The organism is Bacillus sp. NPDC077027 (assembly GCF_050269555.1).
Classification (GTDB): domain Bacteria; phylum Bacillota; class Bacilli; order Bacillales; family Bacillaceae; genus Bacillus.
On sequence record NZ_JBNNIO010000003.1, the window covers coordinates 602,822 to 623,561 of the forward strand.

General features: G+C 41.5%; 20 protein-coding genes. 19 read left to right on the forward strand and 1 reads right to left on the reverse strand.

Annotated elements, in window-relative coordinates:
- Positions 1 to 59: 59 nt before the first annotated feature.
- From coaBC to spoVM, 12 genes are all read left to right on the forward strand, one after another.
- The gene (gene coaBC / locus ACQKEZ_RS13540; RefSeq protein ID WP_427301544.1) at positions 60 to 1,277 is read left to right on the forward strand and encodes a bifunctional phosphopantothenoylcysteine decarboxylase/phosphopantothenate--cysteine ligase CoaBC; all 1,218 of its coding nucleotides are present in this window, start codon (positions 60 to 62) and stop codon (positions 1,275 to 1,277) included.
- Positions 1,274 to 3,691 carry a primosomal protein N' gene (priA, locus tag ACQKEZ_RS13545; RefSeq protein ID WP_427301545.1) on the forward strand — a complete coding sequence of 806 codons (2,418 nt, stop codon included), beginning with the start codon at positions 1,274 to 1,276 and terminating at the stop codon, positions 3,689 to 3,691. Before coaBC ends, priA begins: the two co-directional genes overlap by 4 nt.
- A 15-nt stretch (positions 3,692 to 3,706) precedes the next feature.
- On the forward strand, positions 3,707 to 4,189 hold the full coding sequence (gene def, locus ACQKEZ_RS13550) for a peptide deformylase (RefSeq protein WP_427301546.1): 483 nt from the start codon (positions 3,707 to 3,709) through the stop codon (positions 4,187 to 4,189).
- A gap of 5 nt (positions 4,190 to 4,194) precedes the next feature.
- Positions 4,195 to 5,148 carry a methionyl-tRNA formyltransferase gene (gene fmt / locus ACQKEZ_RS13555; RefSeq protein WP_427301547.1) on the forward strand — a complete coding sequence of 318 codons (954 nt, stop codon included), beginning with the start codon at positions 4,195 to 4,197 and terminating at the stop codon, positions 5,146 to 5,148.
- Positions 5,135 to 6,478, forward strand: coding sequence for a 16S rRNA (cytosine(967)-C(5))-methyltransferase RsmB (gene rsmB, locus ACQKEZ_RS13560; RefSeq protein WP_427301548.1), 1,344 nt, complete (start codon positions 5,135 to 5,137; stop codon positions 6,476 to 6,478). The genes fmt and rsmB overlap by 14 nt, the downstream gene beginning before the upstream one ends.
- 3 nt (positions 6,479 to 6,481) lie before the next feature.
- Complete coding sequence (gene rlmN, locus ACQKEZ_RS13565) at positions 6,482 to 7,570, forward strand: 23S rRNA (adenine(2503)-C(2))-methyltransferase RlmN (protein ID WP_427301549.1); 1,089 nt, start codon at positions 6,482 to 6,484, stop codon at positions 7,568 to 7,570.
- Positions 7,571 to 7,573: 3 nt separating this feature from the next.
- A complete protein-coding gene (locus ACQKEZ_RS13570; protein ID WP_427301551.1) occupies positions 7,574 to 8,344 on the forward strand; it encodes a Stp1/IreP family PP2C-type Ser/Thr phosphatase in 771 nt (256 codons plus the stop codon).
- Entirely contained in the window at positions 8,338 to 10,299 is a 1,962-nt protein-coding gene (pknB, locus tag ACQKEZ_RS13575; protein WP_427301552.1) for a Stk1 family PASTA domain-containing Ser/Thr kinase, read from the forward strand. The genes ACQKEZ_RS13570 and pknB overlap by 7 nt, the downstream gene beginning before the upstream one ends.
- A gap of 12 nt (positions 10,300 to 10,311) precedes the next feature.
- Positions 10,312 to 11,208, forward strand: coding sequence for a ribosome small subunit-dependent GTPase A (rsgA, locus tag ACQKEZ_RS13580; RefSeq protein ID WP_427301553.1), 897 nt, complete (start codon positions 10,312 to 10,314; stop codon positions 11,206 to 11,208).
- Between the two features lie 3 nt (positions 11,209 to 11,211).
- A complete protein-coding gene (gene rpe / locus ACQKEZ_RS13585) occupies positions 11,212 to 11,862 on the forward strand; it encodes a ribulose-phosphate 3-epimerase (protein WP_427301554.1) in 651 nt (216 codons plus the stop codon).
- Between the two features lie 55 nt (positions 11,863 to 11,917).
- Positions 11,918 to 12,562 (forward strand): thiamine diphosphokinase, encoded by a 645-nt coding sequence (locus tag ACQKEZ_RS13590; protein WP_427301555.1) that lies wholly within the window; start codon positions 11,918 to 11,920, stop codon positions 12,560 to 12,562.
- Between the two features lie 71 nt (positions 12,563 to 12,633).
- On the forward strand, positions 12,634 to 12,714 hold the full coding sequence (gene spoVM / locus ACQKEZ_RS13595) for a stage V sporulation protein SpoVM (protein WP_008354550.1): 81 nt from the start codon (positions 12,634 to 12,636) through the stop codon (positions 12,712 to 12,714).
- Between the two features lie 71 nt (positions 12,715 to 12,785).
- On the opposite strand, the gene rpmB is transcribed toward spoVM, so the two are convergent.
- Positions 12,786 to 12,974, reverse strand: coding sequence for a 50S ribosomal protein L28 (gene rpmB / locus ACQKEZ_RS13600; RefSeq protein ID WP_427301556.1), 189 nt, complete (start codon positions 12,972 to 12,974; stop codon positions 12,786 to 12,788).
- 269 nt (positions 12,975 to 13,243) lie between these two features.
- Between rpmB and ACQKEZ_RS13605 the strand changes: the two genes are divergently transcribed.
- The 7 genes from ACQKEZ_RS13605 (at position 13,244) to plsX (ending at position 20,739) form a co-directional block, all read left to right on the forward strand.
- Positions 13,244 to 13,606: an Asp23/Gls24 family envelope stress response protein gene (locus ACQKEZ_RS13605; protein WP_427301557.1), complete on the forward strand. Its 363-nt coding sequence runs from the start codon at positions 13,244 to 13,246 to the stop codon at positions 13,604 to 13,606.
- 15 nt (positions 13,607 to 13,621) lie between these two features.
- Positions 13,622 to 15,292, forward strand: a complete 1,671-nt coding sequence (locus ACQKEZ_RS13610; protein WP_427301558.1) for a DAK2 domain-containing protein — start codon at positions 13,622 to 13,624, stop codon at positions 15,290 to 15,292.
- A gap of 141 nt (positions 15,293 to 15,433) precedes the next feature.
- Positions 15,434 to 16,096 (forward strand): L-serine ammonia-lyase, iron-sulfur-dependent subunit beta, encoded by a 663-nt coding sequence (sdaAB, locus tag ACQKEZ_RS13615; protein ID WP_427301559.1) that lies wholly within the window; start codon positions 15,434 to 15,436, stop codon positions 16,094 to 16,096.
- 17 nt (positions 16,097 to 16,113) lie between these two features.
- Positions 16,114 to 17,016: an L-serine ammonia-lyase, iron-sulfur-dependent, subunit alpha gene (sdaAA, locus tag ACQKEZ_RS13620; protein WP_427301560.1), complete on the forward strand. Its 903-nt coding sequence runs from the start codon at positions 16,114 to 16,116 to the stop codon at positions 17,014 to 17,016.
- Complete coding sequence (gene recG / locus ACQKEZ_RS13625; protein WP_427301561.1) at positions 16,994 to 19,042, forward strand: ATP-dependent DNA helicase RecG; 2,049 nt, start codon at positions 16,994 to 16,996, stop codon at positions 19,040 to 19,042. Before sdaAA ends, recG begins: the two co-directional genes overlap by 23 nt.
- Positions 19,043 to 19,158: 116 nt before the next feature.
- Positions 19,159 to 19,725: a transcription factor FapR gene (fapR, locus tag ACQKEZ_RS13630; protein ID WP_427301563.1), complete on the forward strand. Its 567-nt coding sequence runs from the start codon at positions 19,159 to 19,161 to the stop codon at positions 19,723 to 19,725.
- Positions 19,726 to 19,740: 15 nt separating this feature from the next.
- Positions 19,741 to 20,739: a phosphate acyltransferase PlsX gene (gene plsX, locus ACQKEZ_RS13635; protein WP_427301565.1), complete on the forward strand. Its 999-nt coding sequence runs from the start codon at positions 19,741 to 19,743 to the stop codon at positions 20,737 to 20,739.
- Position 20,740: the final 1 nt, after the last annotated feature.

Below are 20,740 nucleotides of genomic sequence, written 5' to 3' on the forward strand. Positions count from 1 at the left end.
TGACTTTTTTGAATTGTAGATGGAGATGCAAATGAAGCAGTATAAGGGGGACAAACCAAATGTTACAGTCAAAGAATATTTTGCTTGGTGTTAGTGGAGGAATTGCAGTCTATAAAGCAGCAGCACTCACTAGTAAACTTGTACAAGCGGGCGCAAATGTGAAAGTTATCATGACAGAATCCGCACGTGAGTTTGTTTCTCCGCTGACATTCCAAGCGCTTTCCCGCAACGAAGTATACATTGATACTTTTAAAGAAAATAACCCAAAAGTTATCGCTCACATTGATGTGGCAGATTGGGCAGATCTCATGATCGTTGCTCCAGCGACAGCTCACACGATTGGCAAAATGGCAGGAGGGCTTGCAGATGACATGCTGACAACAACGTTGCTTGCAACAACTGCCCCTGTTTGGATAGCACCTGCAATGAATGTGCATATGTATGATCATCCAGCAGTCAAACGTAATATTGCAACCTTATATGAGGATGGCTATCGATTTATTGAGCCAAGTGAGGGTTATTTGGCTTGTGGCTACATTGGCAAAGGGAGACTTGAGGAACCGGAAAAAATTGTTGAGCACATCACAGCATTTTTTAAAGAACCAAAAGATTTACCACTTGCAGGAAAAAGAGTGCTCGTGACAGCTGGTCCCACAAGAGAAGTCATTGATCCTGTTCGTTTCTTTACCAATCGATCTTCAGGGAAAATGGGTTATGCGATTGCAAATGCAGCAAAAGAAATGGGCGCAGATGTCACCCTTATATCTGGTCCTGTATCGCTAGAAGTCCCGCAAGGTATCAAGGTCATTCAGGTTGAATCAGCAAATGACATGTACCATGCGACACTTGAGGCATACGGTCAAGCCGATTTAGTTGTCAAATCAGCAGCAGTTGCTGATTATACGCCTGTTCATACGTATGATCAAAAAATGAAAAAACAGGATGGAGAACTTTTACTCGAATTTACAAGGACAAAAGACATTTTAAAAGAATTAGGTCAGCGCAAGGAACATCAAGTGCTCGTTGGCTTTGCAGCGGAAACACAAGATATTGCCTTTTATGCGAAAAAGAAGATTGAATCTAAACATTTAGACATGATTGTTGCCAATAATATCACATTGGCTGGAGCAGGCTTTGCCTCTGATACAAATGTTGTCACGCTGTTTAAAGCGGACGGTACAACAAGAGACATACCGAAAATGAGCAAAAAGGACCTCGCTTATCAGATTTTACTTGAGGCGGAAAAATTGTTACCTAAAAGCAGTGACGCACAATGAATTACGCTGAAGTGATTGTCGATGTCACAACAAAAGCGATTGATCGACCCTTTGACTACCGAATTCCTGATCACCTAAAAGGAATGATAAAAGCAGGAATGAGGGTCATCGTTCCTTTTGGTCCGAGGAAAATACAAGGGTTTGTGACAGCAGTCAAAGTCGAATCAGATGTAAAAAGCGGGAGCATCAAGGACATTGTTGATATCTTTGATTTATCACCAGTATTAACAGATGAGCTACTGGAGCTTTCCCACTGGCTGACGGAAAAAACATTGTCCTATCATATTACAGCACTTCAAGTCATGTTGCCTGCTGCAATGAAGGCAAAGTATGAAAAAGAGATTCAAGTCATTTCGCAAGAAGCGCTTCCGCAGTCATTGAAAGAGCTTTTCGGTCAGCAACAAAGCCTTCTGTATTCACAAATACCTGATGCACCCTCTTTAAAGCTCATTCAAAAACATGTTCAGCAAGGACATTTAGAGGTGCGCTATCATGTCTCACAAAAATCTACTAAAAAAAAGGTTCGCATGATTCGAGTGGTAGCAACTAAGGAAAAACTGGAAGAAAAGCACAATGAACTGAAAAAAAATGCAGTCAAACAAAAAACGTTACTTGCTTATTTACTTGATCAGAAAGTAGGAGTATCTTTTCTAGCGAAGGATCTACAAGATCAAACAGGTGCAAGTACGCAAACTTTGAAATCCTTTATTAAAGAGGGGCTGTTAGCTGAATCGTATGAAGAGGTTTACCGTGACCCATACAAAAACCGTGAATTCGCACAAACGTCATCACTTCGTTTGACAGATGAACAAGCGGCTGCTTCTCAGAAAATCCACCAAGCTGTCAATGAACATCGGCATGAAACCTTTTTGCTTCATGGTGTGACTGGTAGCGGAAAAACAGAAATTTATTTGCAAACGATTGAAAATGTGTTGAATCGAGGAAAAGAAGCCATTGTCCTTGTCCCGGAAATTTCTCTCACACCTCAAATGGTTCAACGATTTAAAGGGCGATTCGGTTCAAGTGTGGCTGTTCTTCATAGTGGTCTCTCAACAGGTGAAAAATATGATGAGTGGCGAAAAATTCATCGAAAAGAAGTGCGTCTTGTTGTCGGTGCGAGGTCCGCAGTATTCGCGCCATTTGAGAACTTAGGCATGATTATTATCGATGAGGAACATGAATCCTCATATAAGCAGGAAGAAATGCCACGTTACCATGCAAAGGATGTGGCAATCGAACGAGCTCGACGTCATCAATGTCCAGTTGTATTAGGGAGCGCAACACCCTCCCTTGAAGCATTTGCAAGAGCAAAAAAAGGCGTGTATACCCTCCTTTCTCTAAAGCACCGGGTGAATCAACAACAGTTGCCGCACGTTTCGCTGATTGATATGAGAAAAGAACTGCGTAATGGAAATCGCTCTATGTTTTCCGAAGAACTTATGGAACGATTAAAGGCAGTACTTGAAAGAAAGGAACAGGCCGTTCTTTTTTTAAATAAACGAGGCTACTCATCCTTTGTGATGTGCCGAGATTGCGGGTATGTGACCCAATGTCCACATTGTGAAATCTCGCTGACATATCATCGTTTCCAAAAACGGCTAAAATGTCATTATTGTGGTCACGAAGCGCTAGTTCCAAATGAGTGTCCGGAATGTCATAGTGAGCATATTCGATATTTTGGGACGGGTACGCAGAGAGTCGAAGAAGAGTTAGCAAAGGTTCTTCCCGAAGCAAGAGTGATCAGAATGGATGTGGATACAACCTCAAGAAAAGGGGCTCATGAAAAGCTGTTAAATGCTTTTGGGAGAAAAGAAGCAGACATCTTGCTTGGGACACAAATGATTGCGAAAGGGCTTGATTTTCCAGATGTGACTCTTGTTGGTGTGTTAAGTGCAGATACATCTCTTCATATCCCAGATTTTCGTTCAAGTGAAAAAACATTCCAGTTGCTCACACAGGTAAGTGGACGAGCGGGGCGACATGAGAAAACGGGCTCTGTCATTATTCAATCTTACACACCATCACACTATAGCATTGAACTAACCAAGCAGCATGACTACGAAGCCTTTTTTGAACAGGAAATGTATCATCGCAGGCAGCAGTCCTACCCGCCATTTTATTTCATTGCTATGATTACTGTTTCGCATGAGGAAGTCATCAAAGCGGCACATGTAACTGAAAAAATCGCACAATTTTTAAAAACGCACTGTGCCCCCAACACGAGAATACTTGGCCCATCAGCTTCGCCAATTGCTAAGATCAAAGATAGATATCGCTATCAATGCGTGATAAAATACAAAAGGGAAAACGAACTGACAGATTTATTAAGAAAAATTCAAGATCATTACCAGAAAGAAATGGAACAGAAAAAGCTAACCATTTCAATCGATATGAACCCTTATATGATGATGTAAAACGGAGGGCTTTTAGTGGCAGTAAAACCAGTAGTAATTCATCCAGCAGATGTGCTTGAGACGAAGGCTGATGCTGTGGAACAATTTAATAAAAAGTTAAAAAAACTACTCGACGATATGTATGATACAATGCTTGAGCTAGATGGTGTTGGACTAGCAGCTCCGCAAATCGGCATTTTAAAAAGAGTGGCAGTCGTCGATACTGACGATGGATCAGGAAGAATCGACCTTGTGAATCCAGAAGTGCTTCAGGTGGAAGGTGAGCAGACAGATATCGAAGGATGTCTTAGCTTTCCGAACGTGTACGGCACAGTCACTAGACCAAATTATGTAAAGGTAAAAGCCTTTGATAAAAAAGGCAAGCCTTATACAATAGAAGCAGAAGGCTTTTTAGCAAGAGCGATATTGCATGAGATCGACCATTTAGACGGCATATTATTTACTTCAAAGATCATTCAATATTATACAGAAAACGAACTCGCGGAAATGGAAGGGTGAAAGAAATGGCACGTATTGTATTTATGGGAACCCCTGATTTTTCAGTACCAGTGCTTCAAACGTTAATCACAGAAGGATATGAGGTGGTGGGAGTTGTCACACAGCCCGACCGTCCAAAAGGGAGAAAAAGAGTTTTGACACCACCCCCTGTGAAGGTGGAAGCATTAAAACATGGTATTCCTGTCCTGCAGCCAGAGAAAGTACGGCTTGATGAAGAAATTGACAAGGTGCTCGCTTTAAAACCGGATCTCATCGTCACAGCAGCATTCGGTCAGATTTTGCCAAAAAGATTGCTTGATGAACCGGAGTTTGGCTGTATTAATGTCCATGCTTCTTTGCTTCCGGAACTAAGAGGTGGAGCACCTATTCACTACGCTATCCTACAAGGGAAAAAGAAGACGGGCGTGACCATTATGTATATGGTAGAAAAGCTGGACGCAGGTGACATGATTAGCAAAGTTGAAGTAGAAATTGATGAATTAGACAATGTAGGGACATTGCATGATAAATTGAGTATAGCAGGTGCACAGCTTCTCAGAGACACCGTACCAAATGTGTTGAATCAATCTATTTCACCTATTCCGCAAAATGAACAAGTGGCAACATACGCACCTAATATTAAGCGTGAGCAAGAGCGACTTGATTGGACGAAGACAGGCGAAGAGCTTTATAATCAGGTGCGTGGCTTAAATCCTTGGCCTGTTGCCTATACTGAATGTAACGGAGCGAATTTGAAAGTCTGGGAAGCCAAAAAAGTAACACTCGAAGAGCAAGATGAACCTGGTAAAGTGGTGGCATTCAGCAAAGAAGGGCCTATCATTGCAACAGGTAATAACCAAGGTCTTTTATTAACAGGTGTTCAGCCTGCTGGAAAGAAAAGAATGAGTGGAGAAGACTTTCTTAGAGGTGCAAATATCGAAATTGGACAGAAATTAGGGTTATCGAATGAAGAAAAATAATGTAAGAGAAGTGGCGCTAGATGCTTTAATCAAACTCGATCAAAATCAGGCATACAGTAATTTACTGCTCCAGTCTGTCATGAAAGAAAAAGAGCTAAATGATCCAGACAAAGGACTCTTAACAGAGCTTGTCTATGGAACGCTCCAAAACAGACTTGCGCTTGATTACATGCTTAAGCCATTTGTAAAAAAACCGCAAAAAGTGGCACCATGGGTTATGCAGCTTTTGCGAATGTCTCTTTACCAAATGGTTTATCTTGAAAAGATACCAGATCGTGCCATATTGCATGAAGCAGTAGAGATCACAAAAAGGCGTGGACATAAAGGCATTTCTTCTTTTGTAAATGGTGTGCTTCGCTCAATCCAAAGAGAGGGTGTCCCTTCCTTTGAAGCCATTCAAGATCCAATTGAAAGGCTATCTATCGAAACGAGTCACCCTTTATGGCTTGTAAAGGAATGGGCATCTGCTTATGGTGCTCAAGCGGCAGAGCAAATTTGCCGCATTCACTTAATACCACCGAAGCAAACACTTCGAGTGAATCGTATGAAGTCTGATCTAGACACTATGCAAAAAGAGCTGATGCAAGCTGAAATTGAAGTAGAGCCTGGTGACGTATCAGATGATGCGTTAAAACTTGTCAAAGGCTCAATCGTTTCAACACCATTTTTCCAAAAAGGATTTGTCACCATCCAAGATGAAAGCTCAATGCTTGTTGCAAGAGCACTTGCACCAGAGCCTGGAGAGACAGTGCTTGATGCTTGTGCAGCACCAGGCGGAAAATCTACTCACATTGCAGAGCTCATGAATGATGAAGGACGCATTGTGTCTCTTGATCTCCATCAGCATAAGGTGAAGCTCATTGAGCAGGCGGCAAAACGTCTTGGGCTTACTCAAATTGATGCGAAGGCACTTGACGCAAGGAAACTACAGCAAACGTTTAGTGAAGCAACATTTGACCGTATTCTCGTAGACGCCCCGTGCACAGGATTTGGCGTTATTAGAAGAAAACCGGATATGAAATACACAAAAACGCCAGAAGATAGCCAACGGCTTGCTGAAATTCAGCGTGCAATATTAGACGAAGTGGCCCCATTATTAAAAGAGGGTGGAACCCTTGTATATAGTACATGTACAATGGAACCACTAGAAAACCAACAAGTGATTCATGCTTTTTTACAAGAACACCAGGAATTCGAACCCGATCTATCTCTCAATGAACGGCTGCCTGAGAAGGTTTCACCGTTTGTTCAACAAGGAAGTGTGCAAATTCTTCCGCATTATTTCGGAACAGATGGTTTCTTTATTTGCAGCATGAGAAAGAAGGGATAAAAAATGACTGAACAAAAACAAAAAATCAGAAAAGAACTGAGAACGGAAATGCCATCCATCTACTCATTTGAACTTGACGAGTTAAAAGAATGGTTAAAAGAGCAAGGAGAGAAGCCGTTTAGAGCCACACAAATATTTGAATGGCTTTATGAAAAGCGTGTAGCATCTTTTGATAAGATGACAAATCTTTCAAAAGAGCTGCGTGAAAAGCTAAATGACTATTTTGTCATCACGACATTAAAGACGGTTATTAAGCAAACATCTCAAGATGGCACCATTAAATTTTTATTCGAATTGTACGATGGTTATACAATTGAAACGGTCCTAATGCGTCATGAGTACGGAAATTCTGTTTGTGTCACAACACAAGTTGGTTGTCGCATTGGGTGTACATTCTGTGCATCAACTTTAGGTGGTTTAAAACGAAATCTTGAAGCTGGGGAAATCGTTGCGCAGGTTGTCAAAGTGCAGCAAGCACTTGATGAAACAGATGAACGAGTAAGCTCGGTTGTCATCATGGGAATTGGTGAACCATTTGATAACTTTGATGAAATGCTTGCGTTCCTTAAAATTATTAATCATGACGGTGGCCTCAATATTGGTGCACGTCACATCACTGTATCGACAAGCGGCATCATCCCAAAAATTTATCAATTTGCAGATGAACAATTGCAAATCAACTTTGCTGTTTCTCTACATGCACCGAATACGGATATTAGAAGTCGCCTGATGCCGATCAATAAGGCATACAAATTACCAATGCTAATGGAAGCTATTGAATACTATATCAACAAAACAGGCAGACGTGTGAGCTTTGAATATGGTCTGTTTGGCGGCGTAAATGACCAGGTTGAGCATGCTGAAGAATTAGCAGAATTACTAAAGGGAATCAAATGCCACGTCAATCTCATTCCAGTAAACTATGTACCAGAAAGAGATTATGTCAGAACACCTAGAGAACAAATCTTCCTCTTTGAAAAAACATTAAAAGAACGTGGAGTCAACGTAACAATTAGAAGAGAGCAAGGCCACGATATTGATGCTGCTTGCGGTCAGCTTAGAGCGAAGGAGCGTCAGGAAGAGACGAGGTGACGAATGTTGATAAGGGCAGCCTTTCAAACAGATACAGGAAAAGTCCGTCAGCATAACGAAGATAATGCAGGAATTTTTGAAGCAAAAGAAGATACACTCCTAGCTGTAGTTGCAGATGGGATGGGTGGTCATCTTGCTGGTGATGTTGCCAGCAAGATGGCAGTCTCTTCTTTAAAAGAATATTGGGAAGAAGAAACAATGATTCCAAACAAGCCAGCGGATAAAGAAACCTGGCTTATTTCTAAAATTGGCGACATTAATCAACAGGTATATGAACACGCCAGAACTAATGAAGAATGCCAAGGAATGGGAACAACCATTGTATGCGCGCTTGTCAATCTGCAAACGGTCACAATTGCTCATATCGGCGATAGTCGCTGTTATTTAATGAGAGAAGGAGCGTTAACCCAATTAACGGAGGATCATTCTCTTGTAAATGAACTTGTCAAAACAGGTGAAATTTCCAAAGCAGATGCTGAATATCATCCAAGGAAAAACGTTCTTACAAAGGCACTTGGAACAGATCATTTGGTGCAAATTGACGCACATACATTTGAAGTTGACCCTGAAGATCAGCTCTTGCTTTGCTCTGACGGTTTGTCAAATAAGGTCGAACAGGAAAAGATCATTGATATCCTGAAGCAAATGACTGCACCTAGCGAGAAGGTAACCGAGTTAATTCAAACAGCGAATGACAACGGCGGTGAAGATAACATTACAGCAGTACTGTTAGAAATCTCCTCCCAAAAAGAAGAGGGTGACAGCAAGTGTTGATCGGAAAAAGGATCAGCGGCCGTTATCAGATTCTTCGCGTAATCGGCGGAGGCGGTATGGCAAATGTTTATTTGGCTGAGGATATGATCTTAGATCGTGAAGTCGCAATTAAAATTCTGCGCTTTGACTTTGCAAGTGATGACGATTTTATTAGGCGGTTTAGACGGGAAGCGCAATCAGCTGCAAGTCTAGATCATCCAAACATTGTCAGCATTTATGATGTAGGCGAAGAAGATGATATTTACTACATTGTGATGGAATATGTCGAAGGGATGACTCTTAAAGAATACATACATGCCAATGGTCCACTTCATCCAAAAGAAGCTGTTCGTATCATGGAACAAATCACATCAGCGATGGATGAAGCACACCGGAAGCAGCTCGTCCATAGAGACATCAAACCTCACAATATATTAATTGACCATATGGGCAACATTAAAGTCACTGATTTCGGTATTGCAATGGCGCTTAGCTCAGCAACCATTACGCATACAAACTCTGTTCTTGGCTCGGTTCATTATCTGTCTCCAGAGCAAGCGCGCGGCGGACTTGCAACGAAAAAATCAGATATTTACTCATTGGGCATTGTGTTATACGAACTCATTTCAGGACGGATGCCATTTGAAGGGGAATCAGCGGTCAGTGTAGCACTGAAACATTTACAATCCGAACCGCCATCGGTGAAAAGGTGGAATCCAACTGTTCCCCAAAGTGTTGAAAACATCATTCTAAAAGCAATGGCAAAAGATCCATTTTATAGATATGAAGACGCATCTGAAATGCAGCAAGACTTAAAAACAGTGTTTGATCCTGCAAGACTGAACGAAAAGCGGTTTAAAATCGAAGAGGATCAAGAAGCAACAAAAGCGATACCGATCATTAAAGATCACCCGCTAGATACAGATGATGAAAAAACGGCAGTACATCCAGTGGAAAAGCCAAAGAAAAAAGGGAAACAAGCTGAAAAATCAAAGAAGAAGCGAAAAAAATGGCCGTGGGTGCTTGCGTCGATACTATTCATTTTAACAACAGCAGTGATCCTCGCGGTAACAGTGTTCCCTGGACTTCTTTTTCCTAAGGACGTAGAAGTGGTTGATGTATCTGGAATGACTGTTGAAAAAGCAGAAACAGCGCTTTTAAAAGCCGGTTTTACGGTTGATCCTGAACCAATAGAGGTTGCAGATGATAAAATTGAAGAGGGTCTTATTGTAAAAACGGATCCGAAAATAGGGACAAAGGTAAAAGAAGGAACCGAAATTCAGTTATATCAAAGCTCTGGAAAAGAAAAAACAGAATTATCGGATGTAACAGGCCAAAAGATTGATGATGCGAAAGAATTGTTAGAGAAAAAAGGGTTTAAACATGTGATCATTGAGGAAGTCAATGATAATGAGACGGAATCAGGTATTGTCATGAACCAGAAGCCATCTGCGGGAACTGAGCTTGTAGCAGCAGATGAAGAAGTCACATTAACTGTCAGCATCGGGCCAGCAGCTATTACATTGCGCGACTTAACCACATACAGCAAACAGGCTGCGTCTAATTATCTAGAAGACAATGGCTTAAAGCTTGATGAAAAAGAAGCTTATTCGGATGATGTACCAAAAGGTGAGGTCGTGAAGCAAGAGCCGGAAGCAGGGACTGAGGTAAAACCAGGTGATACGGTAAAGGTGACATTCTCTTTAGGACCGAAGGAAAAACCGGTGAAAACCGTGACTGAAAAAATCACAATTCCATATGAGCCAGAAACTGAAGGTCAAGAAATGAATGTTCAAATATCGATTGATGATGCAGAGCACAGCATTTCAGATTTATATGAAAGCTTTAAAATCACAGCACCAGCCCAGCGAACAATTAAATTTAAAATTGAACCTGGACAAAAGGGCTACTATCAAGTGACGGTTGATGACAAAGTAGTGAGCTCTAAAACGATAGAATATCCTGATGATGAATAAAGGAGGGACTTTATGCCTGAGGGCAAAATTATTAAAGCGTTGAGCGGATTTTATTATGTGTTGGATGAATCTGAAAAAAAAGGCAGAATCATTCAATGTAGAGCAAGAGGGATTTTTCGGAAAAATAAAGTGACTCCGCTTGTAGGCGATTATGTCGTTTACCAAGCAGACAATGATAAAGAAGGGTACTTACTCGAAATCAAAGAGCGCACCAATGAGTTGGTTAGGCCACCGATTAGTAACGTAGACCAAGCCGTTCTCGTATTTTCTGCAACAGAGCCAACCTTTAGCACGTCACTTTTAGACCGCTTCCTTGTTCTTGTAGAAGCAAACGACATTAAGCCCATTATTTGCATTAGCAAAATCGACTTATTAAAGACAGAAGACGAACGAAAGACCATCCAAGCATATGCAGAAGATTATCGAAGCATCGGTTATGATGTCCATTTAACCTCTACCATTGAAGGGGATGGATTAGAAAAGCTCACGCCACATTTCTATCAAAAAATTACTGTATTTGCAGGGCAGTCTGGTGTAGGGAAATCTTCGTTGCTAAACGCCATCAGTCCTGAATTAGAACTGAAAACAAATCACATCTCTTCCCATCTTGGCAGGGGGAAACATACGACAAGGCATGTTGAGCTCATTCATACAGCAAATGGACTCGTAGCTGATACACCGGGATTTAGTTCGCTTGAATTTACAGGTATTGAAGCTGAGGATTTAGGTCTATATTTTTTAGAAATCCAAGAAGCAAGTGAAAATTGTAAATTTAGAGGCTGTCTGCATGTGAAAGAGCCTGGCTGTGCAGTCAAGCAAGCTGTAGAGGATGGTCTGTTGAAGAAATATCGCTATCAGCATTATTTAGAATTTTTAGCAGAAATTAAAGACAGAAAGCCGAGGTACTAAACAATGGTTTATATTGCACCTTCCATTTTATCAGCTGATTTTGCAAACTTAGGAAAAGACATTCGAGATGTGGAGCAAGGCGGAGCAAATTATATTCATATTGATGTGATGGACGGTCATTTTGTACCGAATATAACGTTTGGTCCACTTATTGTTGAAGCGGTAAGGCCTCATACAAAGCTTCCGCTTGACGTTCATTTGATGATTGAAGAACCAGATCGTTATATTCCTGCGTTTGCTAAAGCGGGTGCAGATATTATTTCTGTTCATGTTGAAGCCTGTCCTCACCTTCATCGCACCATTCAATTCATAAAAGAGCAAGGGGTAAAAGCAGGTGTTGTGTTAAATCCACACACACCTGTTTCACATATTCAGCATGTTTTAGATGACGTTGATCTTGTTCTTTTCATGACGGTGAATCCAGGTTTTGGTGGGCAAGCCTTCATTCCCTCTGTGCTCACAAAGGTGAAAGAGTTGAAAGAGATGAGTGAGCAAAAAGGATTAACGAATTTGTTAATTGAAATTGATGGCGGTGTCAGCGAAGCAACGGCAAAAAACTGTAAGGAAGCAGGGGCCAATATGCTTGTGGCTGGATCAGCCATATACGGAAAAGAAAACCGTGCGGAAGCGATTACGGCAATTAGAGAAGCATAGAACCAAAGTCTTATTGATCTTTGGTTCTTTTTTTAGGTGAAAAGGAGCGTATTTTATGCAAATAAATATCGTGGCTGGCGGTCCTTTTGAATATATACCGCCTCTTCAAACCGAACATACCAAAAGTGAAGTATGCTGGGTTGGTGTAGATCGTGGGACGCTTTATTTATTAGAGAATCATATCGTGCCAACCGAAGCATTTGGTGATTTTGATAGTGTGACAGAACAAGAGCTACGCGATCTACAAAAACAACTTCCAGCATTACACCTGTTTCAGGCTGAGAAAGACCAAACAGATCTTGAACTTGCTTTAGACTGGGCGATTAAGCAAAAACCTACGTTCATTCAAATATATGGCATCACTGGCGGAAGAGCGGATCATTTCCTTGGTAACCTTCAGCTACTGTATAAAGGCATTAAACATCAGCAGCCTGTTTTCCTCATAGACAAGCAAAATATCATTCAAATGTTTTCACCAGGCTCATATGAGATAAAGAATGATCCAGACAAAAAGTATGTCTCTTTCCTTCCGTTTGGAACAAGTGTTGAAAACCTAACTTTAAAAGGTTTCAAATATCCTCTTAAAAATTGTCATATTGAGCCGGGTTCCACACTATGTATTAGTAACGAACTCATCCACTCAAGTGGTACTTTTTCTTTTCATGACGGCATATTAATAATGATAAGAAGTAAAGATTGACCAACCTATCGAAAGTGGATGGCAATTAAGTTCAATGGTGCTGCAAGCGGTACTTTTAGGAGGGGGACAAAATGAAATTTTATACCATCAAATTGCCTAGGTTTCTCGGCGGCATTGTCCGCGCGATGCTTGGTTCATTTAAGAAAGATTGATCAGAAATCTGTCTTATTTTCCACATAAAAACGCCTGCTACAACAAAAGTGTAGCAGGCGTTTAACTTTGCTTATACACGCTCAACTTTACCAGATTTCAAAGCTCGAGCTGATACATATACTCTTTTAGGCTTACCGTCCACTAGAATACGAACTTTTTGAACGTTCGCGCCCCAAGTACGTTTTGAAGAGTTCATTGCGTGAGAACGATTGTTCCCAGCTTTCGTTTTTCTGCCTGTAATTACGCATTTACGTGCCATTTGTTTCCCTCCTAACTGCGAAAACATCATCATTATTCATATACGTTCTTAGAGATACCTCAAGATACTTTAATAATTTAACACAGCTTCTAGGGGTTTGCAAGGATTGTTTCACTTGCTTTCAAGAAAAATACCTTGACATCTTGAAAAAATGATCTGGCTATAGTATAAGTAGGATTGGGTCGGATTGAATGATTTCTTTTAAAAAGAAGGGTCTTATAGTAAAATAGTGATAACTCAGGGCAATTTCTCAAAAAGGGGGAACCAATGTGTCCATTGAACTCAGAACGAAGTACGGGCAAATTGATATATCAAATGAAGTCATTGCAATGGTGGCAGGAGGCGCTGCGATCGATTGCTATGGTATTGTCGGCATGGCGTCCAAAAATCAAATTAAGGACGGCTTGACGGATATTCTCCGTAAAGAGAATTTCAGCCGGGGTGTTCTTGTGCGCCAAGAAGAAGACCGAATTCATATTGATATGTACATCATTGTAAGCTACGGTACGAAAATTTCAGAAGTCGCACATAACGTTCAAACAAAAGTCAAATATACGATTCATCATACGGTCGGACTTTCTGTTGAGTCAGTTAACATTTATGTACAAGGAGTAAAAGTTACGAACCCGTAGTAAGGAGGAAAAATATTGTCTATTAGAAATCTTGATGGCAGGACATTTGCAAAAATGATTCTTGCAGGTGCACACCATCTTTCTCAAAACGCACAAATTGTCGATGCGTTAAACGTTTTTCCAGTGCCAGATGGAGACACAGGAACAAATATGAACTTGTCGATGACGTCAGGTGCAAAGGCTGTTGAAGAAATAAATATTGACCATATCGGTAAAGTTGGGATCGCCTTGTCAAAGGGACTGCTGATGGGCGCACGGGGAAATTCGGGCGTAATCCTTTCACAACTCTTCAGAGGATTCAGCAAATATATCGAACCAAAAGAAACGATTGATGCTAAGGAATTTGCACTTGCTTTGCAGGCTGGAGTAGATACAGCATATAAAGCGGTAATGAAGCCTATCGAAGGTACGATCTTGACAGTTGCTAAAGATGCAGCAAAGAAAGCGGTTGCTGTATCGGTAGCAGAAGAAGACATCGAGCGTGTGCTTGAGCTTACGATTGAAGAAGCTAAGGCGTCACTTGAACGCACCCCAGATCTCCTTCCAGTGTTAAAAGAAGTAGGGGTTGTCGATAGTGGCGGTAAGGGGCTTCTTTATGTCTATGAAGGTTTCCTTGCTTCTCTCAAAGGGGAAGCTTTGCCAAAGACAGCGTCATTACCTACTTTAAAAGAGCTCGTCAGTGCAGAGCATCATAAAAGCGCACAAAGTCACATGAATACAGAAGACATAGAATATGGCTATTGTACTGAATTTATGGTCAAATTCGAAGGAGATAAACAGGCTTTCGAAGAAGATGCATTCAGAGAGGATTTGAGCCGTTTTGGTGATTCTCTTCTTGTTGTGGCAGACGACACTTTAGCGAAAGTTCACATTCATGCTGAGCAGCCAGGAGAAGTGTTATCATATGCGCAGCGCTATGGCGACTTAATCAACATGAAGATAGAGAACATGAGAGAGCAGCACAGCTCCATCGTCAATGAAGAAAAGAATACCGCGCCAGTTCAAAAGGAAACACCAGCTACTGAAAAGCAGCGCTATAGCGTCGTAAGTGTTGCAATGGGAGAAGGGATTTCTGACTTATTTAAAAGTATCGGGGCTTCTGTTGTCATTGAAGGTGGACAAACGATGAATCCAAGTACTGAAGATATTGTCAAAGCAATTGATAGCGTAAATGCCGAAACCGTCTTTATTTTACCTAATAATTCTAATATTGTCATGGCAGCTAAACAGGCGGCAAGCGTCTCCAGTTGTGAGGTCATCGTGATTCCGACGAAAACTGTTCCTCAAGGAATGTCAGCCCTTCTTTCTCTCAATGAAACAGCTTCGCATGAAGAAAATGAAGCAGCTATGCTAGAAGCGATTGAACATGTTAAAAGCGGTCAAATCACCTTTGCTGTAAGGGATACACAAATTGATGGGATTGATATTGAAAAAGGCGATTACATGGGGCTTTTAAACGGCAAAATCACACTGACTGCAAAAGATCAATTACAAGCAGCGAAAGATCTGCTGTCTCAGATGGTCACAGAGGATGATGAAATTGTCACCCTTATCCAAGGTGAAGATGCCTCATTAGAAGAAACGGAAGCACTTGAAGCCTTTATTGAAGAATCTTTTGAAGATATAGAGGTTGAAGTCCATAACGGAAAACAGCCACTTTATTCATATATTATTGCTGTTGAGTAAAGATAGAAGGGCATAAGAGCCCTTCTATTCTTTTTTTTACATGCACGGTAACGGTTTAAATCAGTTGCGGTGACAAGAAGGATCGATTAGTCTGAAGGAAGAGACGATACAGTTTGTTGAAGAATGAGAGGAGAATTCCTAATGAAATATAGAAGTGTGTTTGATATTATTGGGCCTGTAATGATTGGTCCATCAAGCTCGCACACAGCGGGTGCAGCACGAATTGGAAGAGTTGCCCGCAGTTTATTTAGAAGGGAACCGAAGCGAATTGTCGTTTCGTTTTATGGTTCTTTTAAAGACACCTATAAAGGTCATGGGACAGATGTTGCGATCATCGGGGGCGTCCTTGATTTTGACACGTTTGATGAAAGAATCAAAACAGCGATTGATATTGCAAATCGTAAAGGAATTGACATTGTATTCAAGGAAGAGGATGCAGTACCAGCTCATCCGAATACAGCTAGAGTTGAAATTTCTGATGCGAATGGCAAACTTGAACTAACAGGTATTTCAATCGGCGGTGGAAAGATAGAAATTACAGAATTAAATGGCTTCGAGTTGAAGCTATCGGGAAATCACCCAGCCATTCTTGTTGTACACAATGATCGATATGGCACGATTGCGGCGGTTGCAAATGTCCTAGCGAAATTTGCGATTAATATTGGTCACATGGAAGTGGCACGTAAAGAAGTAGGACAAGAAGCGTTAATGACGATTGAGGTTGATCAAAACATTGACCCAGCTGTCTTATCAGAGCTTGAAACATTACCAAATATCATTCAAGTGACACAAATTGCGGAGTAACGACAGGAGGTTTGCACATGTTTAAGAACGTAAAGGAACTCATACAGCTGACAGAAGAACGAAATACCTCCATTTCAGAAATCATGATAACCCAGGAAATGGAAATAACAGGTAGGTCAAGAGAAGAAATTTTCACTCAAATGACGCGGAATCTTGAAGTAATGGAACAGGCAGTCGAAAAAGGACTGAAAGGTGTGAAGTCACTATCAGGCTTAACTGGTGGAGATGCAGTAAAGCTTCAAGCATACATTGCATCAGGTCGTAGCCTTTCAGGTCATACAATTTTAGATGCAGTCAGTAAAGCCGTAGCAACAAATGAGGTCAACGCGGCAATGGGGACGATTTGTGCGACACCAACAGCAGGATCGGCAGGGGTTGTACCGGGGACATTATTTGCAGTTAAAGCAACACTGAAGCCGACTACAGAGCAAATGGTTCGATTCTTGTTCACATCAGGAGCGTTTGGTTTTGTTGTAGCGAATAATGCAAGTATTTCTGGAGCAGCTGGCGGCTGTCAGGCAGAGGTAGGCTCTGCATCAGGTATGGCGGCAGCGGCAATTGTTGAAATGGCAGGAGGTACACCGCAACAGTGTGCTGAAGCCATGGCGATTACCTTGAAAAACATGCTAGGCCTTGTTTGCGACCCAGTAGCAGGGCTTGTTGAAGTGCCATGTGTGAAACGAAATGCGATGGGTGCTTCAAATGCGATGATTGCAGCTGACATGGCGCTTGCTGGTATTACAAGCCGCATTCCATGTGATGAAGTGATTGATGCAATGTATAAAATCGGGCAAACAATGCCAACTGCACTTAGAGAGACCGCCCAAGGAGGTCTTGCTGCAACACCTACGGGTAGAGAATTAGAGAAGAAAATTTTCGGAGGTGTGACATCATCTCGTGACACAGAACCTGCAAGATAAAATCTCTGTCTTAAAAGGAATTGGTACAGAAACAGAAAAAACGATGAACGAGCTTGGAATTTATACAATAGCTGATCTTCTCGGCTACTTTCCTTATCGTTATGATGATTATGAACTTCGGAACTTAGAGGAAGTGAAACACGATGAACGTGTAACGGTGGAGGGGAAAGTACACAGTGAGCCAGTCCTCACCTATTATGGAAAGAAACGAAGCAGGCTGACTTTCAGGCTGCTTGTCGGTCGTTTTCTTATTACAGCGATTTGTTTTAATCGCGCTTACTTGAAACGCAGTCTAACGCTAGGTGATGTTGTTTCCGTCACTGGTAAATGGGATAAAAACCGCCAATCCATTATGGTTCAGGAATTTAAAAAAGGTACACATGAACAAGACGGTAGCATTGAACCTGTTTATTCAGTCAAGGAGAACGTCACAGTCAAGATGATGAGGCGCTATGTCAAACAAGCAATCTCTCTCTATTTGGATGATGCACATGACCCGCTGCCGGAGAGGCTTCTATTTGCTTATAAGCTCGCTTCCTATCAAGAAGCAGTTAAGGCCATTCACCTCCCAGAAACGCGAGACGCTCTCAAACAAGCAAGGCGCCGTTTTGTATACGAAGAATTCTTAATGTTTCAGCTGAAAATGCAAGCCGTTCGAAAAATGGAGCGCGAACAAACCAAAGGTGTCCAACACTCATTTTCTAAAGATGCTGTATTTAAATTTGTGCAAAGTCTGCCGTTCCCTTTAACAAAAGCGCAGGAGAGAGTGCTTGATGAAATGATGGCAGACATGGCATCTCCTTATCCAATGAATCGATTATTGCAAGGTGATGTAGGCTCTGGGAAAACGGCTGTTGCAGCCATTTCTCTTTATGCTGCTCACTTATCTGGATTCCAAGGAGCACTAATGGTTCCAACAGAAATCTTAGCAGAGCAGCACGCTGATTCACTTTATGTGTTGTTTGAGAAATGGGGATTAAATATTGCGCTTTTAACAAGCTCTGTCAAAGGAAAACGGAGAAGAGAGCTGCTTGAGCGGCTGAAACAGGGGGAAATTGATATTTTAGTTGGCACACATGCACTGATACAAGATGAAGTCGAATTTCAACGCCTTGGGCTCGTGATTACAGATGAGCAACATCGCTTTGGTGTAGAGCAACGAAAAAAACTACGCAGTAAAGGACAAGATCCTGATGTCCTTTTCATGACAGCTACACCGATTCCAAGAACACTTGCCATTACCGTATTTGGCGAGATGGATGTTTCTGTCATTGACGAGCTACCTGCTGGAAGAAAGCAGATCGAAACATATTGGGTCAAACACGACATGCTCGACCGGATTCTTTCCTTTGTGGATAAGGAATTAAGGAAGGGAAGGCAGGCATATATCATTTGTCCGCTCATAGAAGAATCAGACAAACTTGATGTGCAAAACGCCATTGATGTCCATAGTATGCTCACACATGCATATGAGGGGAAATGGAAGATTGGTTTAATGCATGGGAAACTTGCATCAGATGAGAAAGATCAGGTCATGAGAGCCTTCACAGCGAATGAGGTCCAAATTCTCGTGTCAACGACAGTTGTTGAAGTAGGTGTAAACGTACCAAATGCCACCATTATGGTGATTTATGATGCCGATCGTTTCGGTTTGTCTCAGCTTCACCAGCTCAGAGGACGTGTCGGCAGGGGGGAGCACCAATCCTTTTGTATTTTAATGGCTGATCCAAAATCGGAAACGGGAAAAGAACGTATGAGAATCATGTCAGAAACAACAGATGGCTTTGAACTGTCTGAAAAGGATTTAGAATTAAGGGGGGCTGGTGACTTCTTTGGCAAAAAGCAAAGCGGGATGCCGGAGTTTAAGGTTGCCGACATGGTCCATGATTACAGAGCACTTGAAACAGCACGAAGAGATGCTGCGGAACTCGTCGCCTCAGAAGCGTTTTGGACAGACCCTGAATACGATCATTTGCGTCAAACGTTATTATCAAGCGGTGTACTGGACGGAGAAAAGTTGAGCTGATTTAGAAAAAATTGGAGAATTTTTCTTGTCTTTTTGAAACAAGGATTGATTTATAATCTATGTAATTATATACTACTATTAGTACCTAGTCATAAATGTACGGATGGTGTCTGCATATGAAACTAAACAAAAAAGAACGTCAACGACTCCTTCAGCAAACAATCAGCTCGACTCCGTTCATTACTGATGAGGAATTGGCAAACAAATTCAGTGTCAGCATACAGACTGTTCGTCTTGACCGTTTGGAGCTGTCGATCCCTGAATTGCGTGAAAGAATCAAACATGTTGCCGAAAAAACATTAGAGGATGAAGTCAAATCCCTTCCGCTGGATGAAGTCATTGGAGAGATGATCGACGTAGAACTTGACGATCAAGCCATCTCCATTTTTGAAGTAAGAAAAGAACATGTATTCAGCCGTAATCAAATTGCACGAGGTCATCATCTCTTTGCACAAGCAAACTCACTTGCAGTTGCTGTGATTGATGATGAACTTGCCCTAACAGCAAAAGCGAATATTCGTTTTACAAGACAGGTCAAGCAAGGAGAACGGGTCGTCTCCAAAGCGAAAGTGATCTCACATGATAAAGAAAAGGGCAGAACAGTTGTTGAAGTAAACAGCTATGTGGGTGAGGAAGTCGTTTTCTCAGGTGACTTTGTCATGTATCGCTCAAAACAAAAATAAAAGGTGGCACATAAAATGAAAATTGCAGTTGACGCAATGGGGGGAGATCATGCCCCTAAAGCAATCATTGACGGTGTGCAAAAGAGCTTAGCAACGTTTCAAGATGTTGAAATAACACTTGTCGGCGATGAAGAAAAAATCAAGCAATACATAACAGACCATGAACGCATCACGATCTTAGATGCAAAAGAGGTCATTGAACCGACAGATGAACCTGTACGTGCTGTTAGACGTAAAAAAGACTCTTCAATGGTCAAAATGGCGCAGGAAGTCTCTGAAGGTAGAGCAGATGCCTGCATTTCCGCAGGCAACACGGGGGCGCTTATGACAGCGGGTCTTTTTATTGTGGGTCGAATCGATGGAATTGATCGTCCAGCACTTGCCCCGACACTGCCAACACTTGATGGTAGCGGGTTCCTATTACTTGATGTAGGTGCAAACGTAGATGCAAAACCAGAGCACCTTGTGCAATATGCCATGATGGGCTCTATCTATGCAGAGCGTGTTTTTCCAAAAAGCAATCCTCGTGTTGGACTTTTAAACGTTGGAACAGAAGATAAAAAAGGGAATGACCTTACGAAAAAAGCATTTGACTTATTAAAAGAATCAAATGTCAATTTTATTGGGAACGTCGAATCTAGAGACTTACTTGAAGGAGTCGCCGATGTTGTTGTAACTGACGGTTTTACAGGTAACATTGCGTTAAAAACAATTGAAGGCACAGCACTTTCTGTGTTTAAAATGCTAAAAGAGACACTAACGTCAAGTTTTACAGCAAAAATTGCAGCCGGCATGATGAAACCAAAACTCATGCAGATGAAAGCGAAAATGGATTACTCTGAATATGGTGGAGCAGCTTTGTTTGGTTTAAAAGCACCTGTGATTAAAGCACATGGTTCTTCTGACGAAAATGCTATATTCCATGCGATTCGTCAAGCTCGCAACATCGTTGAAAAAGACGTTTCGGCCATTATTCATCAAGAGGTACAAAAAGAAAAAACAAATGAGTCGTAAT